Source organism: Marinobacterium sp. MBR-111, from assembly GCF_040547585.1.
Taxonomy (GTDB): domain Bacteria; phylum Pseudomonadota; class Gammaproteobacteria; order Pseudomonadales; family Balneatricaceae; genus Marinobacterium; species Marinobacterium iners.
Genome location: NZ_JBEPQA010000054.1, coordinates 1 through 7,690, shown reverse-complemented (window position 1 = coordinate 7,690; position 7,690 = coordinate 1). Strand labels below are relative to the sequence as shown.

Below are 7,690 nucleotides of genomic sequence, written 5' to 3'. Positions count from 1 at the left end.
TTCGTCTGAGTAGCGCGGCATAGCAATCCTTTTGGCCCACTCCGAGGTAAATTTAGGCGAAACCGCCTATTGGACAACTAGGGTGACAGAGCGGGATCAGTTATAAACCGGTTCATGGATAAGCGTGGTGATGAAGCAAGAGGGAATGGTTTTTTAGCAAGAATGCTTGTAGTTAAACCTGAAGGAATGGCGGGTAAGCGGATTTCAAAGAAAGCTTCAAATCTTCCAAGGTCTGAAGCTTTTAATGTTAATATTTATAATAATATTCAGAAAAATTCGATTTTTTATGATAAGCATGCAACTAATGAGAAAATATGCTTAAAATTCACTGAAAATGCAAGTGAAAAATGGAATGATTTCTACAGAAATGTTGAGTCTCAAATGGGTAAAGGATGTGTTTATGAATATTACAAAGATCATGCATCTAAGTTAATGGACAATGCAAGTCGAATCGCGGGATTGATTTCATACTTTGAGAAAGGAGGTGATGAGGATATCGATAGTCGTACGCTTGAGTATGCTATAGAAATTGTACTCGTCAGTTCTTACTATTTTCTTAACTACTTGGCTGATGTTCCTGAAGTTGTCACTAATTCAGAAATTCTTGTGAGGTATTTGTTTCGTAGAATTGATGAAGATGAAGATAAAGATAAAGATAAAGATAAAGATAAAGATGTTTATCAATGTGCGGACAGCCAAAATTCAGATATAATTAGAATCGGTAAGTCATTGGAGTTCAATTGGGCTGATGTCTCACAAAAAGGTCCTTCTGTATTGAGAAATAAGAAAAAATTCGAAGAGGTTATTGGGATCCTTTGTAAGATAGGCCATGTTAAAATAAAAGATGATAATGGTTCTTTACAAAGAAGAGGCTTTTTATTTAGTGAGACTATTATAAATCATGAGAGCGGTAAAGTTGATCTAGAGAATGGTAAATCTATTTTTGTTAGAAATTTACCAAGATTTGACCAGCAATATTATGGTTCGCCAAAGAAAAAAGAATCCGAGAATGGAAAAGGCCTTACTCCTGTCCACAATGGAACTAATGAGAACCGATATCCAAAATGTTTTTATATAATCTGTAATCAGTATGATGTCTGAAAAATTTGTAGCATTAAACTGGCTATATCTTTCGTGATGATGGAGAAGGTTAATGCCGTGTCAGAAGTAGAAATAAGAATTCCAGTGGCAGAATCACCATTGCAATAACGATGCCCAAAGCTCTCTGCCCAAGGCTGCACTTCTGGACTCCCCGAAACAGGAGGGTGTCCACTGCTGCTGGGCAAGCTCAAAATGTCTTTATCCTTCAGATCGATCGCTTTGCCCTCGCTGCTGACTTAAGCCAGAATGATCACCAACTGTTCTGAACAAAGGGAATCGTCATGCAGTCGTCGCCGATCACGGATTACCATGCCAAATACTTTGCGTTTGAGCTCACGCGCCAGCGCCGAGGGGGTGATGTTGGTCGCTTGAGCAGTTCCCTGTTCGATGCCTCGGTTGACTTGAACCCGCACCAGATCGATGCTGCGTTATTTGCGCTGCAGAACCCCTTGGTCAAAGGTGTTGTGTTGGCTGATGAAGTGGGCCTGGGTAAAACGATAGAAGCGTCACTGGTAATGGCCCAGCTATGGGCTGAGCGCAAGCGGCGGATTGTCGTGATCTGTCCAGCCGCGCTGCGTAAGCAGTGGGCTAACGAGTTAGCCGAAAAGTTTCACCTGCCGACCCAGGTACTCGACAGCAAAACTTGGCGGCAGCTACGTAACGATGGTACTCCTGACCCTTTTGATCGGTCGGTTATTTCGATTTTCTCCTACCAGTTTGCCAAGCGCATGGAACGTCAACTGCGGCAGACGCCTTGGGACTTGGTGGTGATCGATGAAGCGCACAAGCTGCGTAATGCCCATCAGGACAGCAACGTCATTGGCAACTGTATTCGAGAGACCTTCGCCGGTTGCAAAAAGCTGCTGCTGACGGCGACACCCCTGCAGAACACTCTGCTGGAGCTGTATGGCTTATCGACCATTATTGACGAAAACCTGTTTGGTGATAAAACGAGCTTCCGCCAGCAGTTCATGCGCAGTGACAGCAGTCTTGCCAGCTTGAAAAAGCGCCTGGATGAGTTTGTGCATCGGACACTGCGCAAGCAGGTGTTGGAGTATGTCCCCTATACCGAGCGCAAGGCTTATACCTACGAATTCGAGCCATCAGAGGATGAACTGAGGCTCTACTATCTTGTGTCGGCATACCTTCAACGGATTGATAGCTACGGTGTGCCAGCACAACAGCGTCACCTGGTGACTTTGGTGGTGCGCAAGCTGCTGGCTTCTTCAACGGCGGCAGTGCGCAAGACTCTGGATAGCTTGCTAAAGCGACTGCGTAAGCTGGAAGAGAAGGGGCAGCTCACGGCTGCGAATGATGCTCTCTGGCCAGACGGGATGCTAGATGACGATTTTGATGATGAATTGCTGGAAGCGGCAGAGGAGTCAGCCGATTACAACGATCCCATTCCTGACGTTACTCTGGACCTTGACCGCCTTCGCGGTGAAATAGCAGAGCTTGAGCAATATCGTGAGCTAGCTGGCAGAATCCATGAGGATGCCAAGTCTGCAGCTTTGTTAACCGCCCTTGACCATGGCTTTGAGCGCATGGCGGATCGCGGGGCTGAACGAAAGGCGGTGATCTTCACAGAGTCTTGTCGCACACAGGAATACCTGGCCAGCCATCTGGAACGTCATGGCTATGCCGGAAAAGTAGCCCTGTTTAGCGGCAGCAACAACTCTCCTGGCACCAATGCCATTTATCAGCGTTGGCTGGAGGAGCACAGGGGGACTGATCGTGTGACGGGTAGCCGGGCTGTTGATGCCCGTACCGCCATCATTGATTACTTCCGCTCAGATGCTGAAATCCTGATTGCGACCGAAGCGGCTGCTGAGGGTGTGAACCTGCAGTTCTGTAGTTTGGTGATTAATTATGATTTGCCCTGGAACCCGCAAAGGGTGGAGCAGCGGATTGGTCGTTGTCACCGATACGGTCAGAAGCATGATGTGGTGGTGATCAACTTCCTGAACAAGAAGAACGAAGCCGATAGGCGTGTTCTGGAGTTGCTCGGTCAAAAATTCCAACTGTTTGATGGTCTCTTTGGCGCATCGGACGATATTTTGGGCAGCATCGAGTCAGGTCTTGATATCGAAAAGCGTATTGCTGGTATCTACAACGAATGCCGTGATCCGGCGGAAATTCAGGCTGCATTTGACCAGCTGCAAAAGGAGCTGGAAGACGATATCGCCAAGCGCATGGGGGAAACCAAAGAGAAGCTGTTTGAGCACTTTGATGCCAACATTCATGACAAGCTGAAACTCCGCCATGAAGAGGCCCAGCAGCAGCTTGATCAAATGAGTCGCATGTTCTGGAGCCTCAGTCAGCACATTCTGAATGGAGCGGCACAGTTTTCTCCCGCGAATCTGACATTTGACCTTCAAGCACCGCCTGCTGGTACTTCGGTGCCAGCAGGCTTATATCAGTTGGTCAGCAAAGACAAAGAGCTTGTGCAGGTTGAGCAGGCGCACAAATACCGCCTGGGTCACCCCTTGGGGGAATGGGTGCTGGACACCGGACGGCGCCTTGATACCCATGTGCAGTTGGTGGAATTCAACCTCACTGTATTTGGCAAGAAGCTATCCTCATTGGATGCTCTGAAAGGTCAGGAAGGCTGGCTGGAACTGAACCAGCTGCAGCTATCCAGCTTTCAGAATGAAGAGCATTTGGTCTTTACTGCGCTCACTGACAATGGGCAGATGCTGGATACCGAGCAATGCTCAGACCTGTTCCTGCTGAATGCGCGAGCACTGGCAACGGATGCGCAGGTGCCTCCTGAATTACTGGAGCAAAATGCCAAGCGCCAGCTGGATGCCAAGTTGAGCAAGTTGCTGGATGAAAATAATGAGTACTTCAAACGCGAACGTGACAAGCTGGATGCCTGGGCAGAAGATCAGATGAAAGCCGCTCAGAAGCAGCTTGAAGACACCCGTGCAGAGCTGCAGAAGGCCAAAAAGTTATCGAGGCAGGCTGATACCATCCAAGAGCAGAAGGACGCTCAGGAGGCGATCAGAAAGCTTGAGCGGACACAGCGTAGACAGCGGCAAGAGATCTTTGATGTTGAAGACCAGATTGATGCGCGTCGTGATGAGTTGATTGATGCCCTGGAGCGGCAGATGCACCAGAAAAGCAGTACGCAGAGGCTATTTACCATTCGCTGGCGCCTGGTCTAAGCGCAACACGAGAGCCGTTATCCATGAGCCGATATGATGTAACCAACAGCGAAGGGGACTTTCAGCCGGGCGGCGAAGAAGGCGTGCTGCGCAACCGGCTGGGTCTTACCCGAAAGCAGGATATTGATGCTGCGGAAACCGAACTGCTGCAAGCGCTGTATGAACTTGTGCTATCCGAGTCCAGTGAGACCCTCACATATGACGATATCAAACGCTGGCACCACCTCTGGTTAGGTAACCTGTATGAATGGGCGGGTAGCCTGCGTACAGTCAACATGAGCAAGGGCGACTTTCATTTTGCAGCTGCTGCTCAGTTACCGCGATTGATAGACGCGTTCGAACAGGAATTCCTCAGCCGCTTTTCAGAGCTGCCCGAAATGGATGATGAGGCGGTTGTTCAGTACCTGGCGCAAAGCCATGTGGAATTTATCCTGATCCACCCCTTCCGGGAAGGAAACGGACGTTTATCACGACTTCTGATGGATACCATGGCGATCGAAGCGGGGTTTGAGCCGCTGGATTACCAGCTATGGGAAGACAATAAAGACTTTTACTTCAAATCGATTCAAGCAGGTATCGCGGGCAACTATCAATACATTGAGTGCCTGGTCAGGGATGTGTTGGAACAACAGGCCTAGACCTGTGCGTGATCAGCGGGCCAGTGTCAGCTGTGGGAAGCGGCGTTCACCAGACTTCAGCCGGGCTTCAATCAGGTTTGAAGACTCGCCTGTTTCGATGGCACAGGAGCTGGCGACAGATCGACGAATCCGGTCCTTGCTGATGGTGCGCTTGGCGGCTTTGGGCTGGCGTGTCATAGAACTCTCCTGTGTGATTATTTGATTATACCAAATTACTCACTTCCGGGCAGATTCGGGAGCTTCGAGTCTAGAATTAAACGCTGGCTTCGCGCAGAATTACCGCCATTTTGCTTCATTTGCTGCGGGCTTGCTCAACAACACGGCAAGCGTAGGTCGACCCAATTAGATAGACGGTCGACAGAGGTAGCTCGTAACAGCGCTCAAGCCCGGCAGATAGCCATCATCAAGGAAATCGCATGACCGACACTCAACCTCTCAGCTCTAACAGCACGCAAGTGCAGAAGGCCCACCAGCGTCGGGAGAAGTTTGCCGAGCTCTTGCGTGAGATGTTTCAGCTCAACCAGCCAGAGCTGGACTTTGGCCTGTATCGCATCATGCATGCCCGCAAGGACGACATTAATCGTTTTATCGATCAGGATCTGCCGCGCATTACCCGTGAGGCCTTTGCCAACTTTACCAGCAGTGATAAGGCCGAACTCCAGAAAGAGTTGGAGCAGGCACAAAAAGCGGCTCGGGACGCTGGTTTTAATCCGGACGACTCACCGAAGGTTAAAGAGCTGAAAGCTCAGCTTAAAGACGGCTTCGACATGGCCCGTGAGGAGGGTGAGGTATACGACGCACTCGTGACCTTCTTTAACCGTTATTACGATGAGGGCGACTTCCTGTCCCGTCGGGTTTACAAAGATGGCACCTACGCCATTCCTTACCAGGGTGAAGAAGTGGTGCTGCACTGGGCCAACAAGGACCAGTACTACATCAAAAGCAGCGAAACTTTGCGCGATTACAGCTTCCGACTGAACCCTCAGGCGAATGAATCAGACCCCAACCCGATGCGTGTGCATTTCAAACTGGTTGATGCCGAGGCGGGTGCCCAGAACAACAATAAGGAAAGCGATAGCAGCAAGCGCGTGTTCATTCTGGATGCTGGACAGCCTTTCGAGCTGATACAGGGTGAGCCGAATGAGGATGGCAACCGCTTTGAAGAGCTGCAGCTCCGTTTTGTCTTCCGCGCAGCCACTCAGGATGACTGGAACGCCAATAACGCAACCTTGGCTGAGTTGAGCAAGGCCACAGCCGCCGCCAAGAAGAAGCCGCCGGTACAAGGCGTACTGGTCACCAGTGCCGTCAATTGGCTGCTCAGTGATGCAAGTGAGCTGCCATCAAGCTGGCGCCAGCTGCTTGCACAGCCCTACACGAAGGCCAATGGTGAGTTGGCAGACTACAGCATGCTCCAGGGGCAGCTGAACAACTACACCAAGAAAGACAGCTTTGATTACTTTATCCATAAAGACCTTGGCGGTTTCCTCAACCGAGAGCTGGATTTCTACATCAAAAATGAACTGCTCGATTGGGATGATCTGGCATCCTTGAAGCACAACCCAGCTCGTTTAGCACCACTGCTCAGTAAGGTCGAGGTGATTCGCAAGCTGGGTGAAAACATCATCGCTTTCCTGGCGCAGTTAGAAAACTTTCAGAAGAAACTCTGGCTGAAGAAGAAGTTCGTCACCGAGACTCAATATTGCATCACGCTGGATCGCCTGTCTGATCATCCAGCGCTGCTGGAGCAGGTGCTGGATAACAAGGCACAGTGCGAAGACTGGCCAAGCCTTTATGCACTGGACTTGGAGCAGCTGGCGGCTGACCGTCAGCGGCTTTCATTGGCTGAGCTACTGGAGCAGCCCAAATATCGTTTTCTGATGCTGGACACACGCCACTTTAGTGAGGGCTTCAAAGCTGAATTGCTTGCAACCATAGATGATCTGGATGAGCAGTGTGATGGATTGCTGGTGCATTCTGATAACTACCAAGCTTTGAATTTGCTTCAAGATCGGTATAGAGAAAAAGTGGAATGCATCTATATAGATCCACCTTATAATACAGATGGTTCATCAATTCTTTATAAGAATGAATATAGGCACTCATCCTGGCTTTCTCTTATTCAGGATAGGATTTCTGCTGCAAAGTCTTTAATGAAAGAAGAAAGTATCTTTAGTATAGCTATTGACGATGCTGAATACGCTTTGCTTAAAACTGTTACTGATAGAATATTTAAGAAACTAGTAGGTGTTGCTGTAGTTAGGTCGAACCCTCAGAGCCGAAAAACGTCAGGGAAGTTTTCGCCTGTCCATGAATATGCACTTTTTTATGGTGATTCATCATCTGCAAACCCTCACTCAATTGGAAGTAGCTCAGGAAAACAGGGTCGATATCCTCTAATTGACTCAAAGGGCCGCTACGCATGGATGAATTTTATTCGTGCTGGTTCTAATGACCTTAGAATAGACCGTCCAAAATCATTTTACCCTATTGCTGTGGATATAAATAATTGTATTAGAGTTCCAAAAATGGAGTGGAGTGATGATACACAGGCATATACGCTGCTAGAAGATATAAGTGATGATGAAGTGCTGGTTTGGCCAATTAAATTTGAGAATGGCTCTCGAATTGAAAAGAGGTGGCAGAGAGGATATTTACGAGTTAGTAGCGAAATTGATGAATATCGAGCTAGGGAAGCTGCGAATAAGTCCGCCGCATGGGATAATGCCCGCTGCACACGATTGAGGACGCACCGATGGATCAGCAACTTACATTTGCCGACAGCGA

Annotated in this window: 5 protein-coding genes; 4 read left to right on the top strand and 1 reads right to left on the bottom strand. The window is 48.7% G+C overall.

Annotated features, from left to right (window positions below):
- The first annotated feature begins 102 nt into the window (after nucleotides 1-102).
- From ABIE61_RS18305 to ABIE61_RS18295, 3 genes are all read left to right on the top strand, one after another.
- A complete protein-coding gene (locus ABIE61_RS18305; protein WP_354412204.1) occupies nucleotides 103-1,101 on the top strand; it encodes a DUF3987 domain-containing protein in 999 nt (332 codons plus the stop codon).
- 281 nt (nucleotides 1,102-1,382) lie between these two features.
- Nucleotides 1,383-4,268: an SNF2-related protein gene (locus tag ABIE61_RS18300; protein WP_354412201.1), complete on the top strand. Its 2,886-nt coding sequence runs from the start codon at nucleotides 1,383-1,385 to the stop codon at nucleotides 4,266-4,268.
- A gap of 23 nt (nucleotides 4,269-4,291) precedes the next feature.
- On the top strand, nucleotides 4,292-4,906 hold the full coding sequence (locus ABIE61_RS18295) for a Fic/DOC family protein (protein WP_354412198.1): 615 nt from the start codon (nucleotides 4,292-4,294) through the stop codon (nucleotides 4,904-4,906).
- A 12-nt stretch (nucleotides 4,907-4,918) separates the two neighbouring features.
- On the opposite strand, the gene ABIE61_RS18290 is transcribed toward ABIE61_RS18295, so the two are convergent.
- Entirely contained in the window at nucleotides 4,919-5,083 is a 165-nt protein-coding gene (locus ABIE61_RS18290; RefSeq protein ID WP_354412195.1) for a hypothetical protein, read from the bottom strand.
- 239 nt (nucleotides 5,084-5,322) lie between these two features.
- On the opposite strand from ABIE61_RS18290, the gene ABIE61_RS18285 reads away from it, so the two are divergent.
- Nucleotides 5,323-7,690: DNA methyltransferase (locus tag ABIE61_RS18285; RefSeq protein WP_354412192.1), on the top strand; the 2,368-nt coding region annotated here is incomplete at its 3' end.

Bases quoted from the DNA above. Each gene is read 5' to 3' on its own strand.
- ABIE61_RS18300 (WP_354412201.1), top strand. From the start codon at position 1,383: ATGCAGTCGTCGCCGATCACGGATTACCATGCCAAATACTTTGCGTTT.
- ABIE61_RS18295 (WP_354412198.1), top strand. From the start codon at position 4,292: ATGAGCCGATATGATGTAACCAACAGCGAAGGGGACTTTCAGCCGGGC.
- ABIE61_RS18290 (WP_354412195.1), bottom strand. From the start codon at position 5,083: ATGACACGCCAGCCCAAAGCCGCCAAGCGCACCATCAGCAAGGACCGG.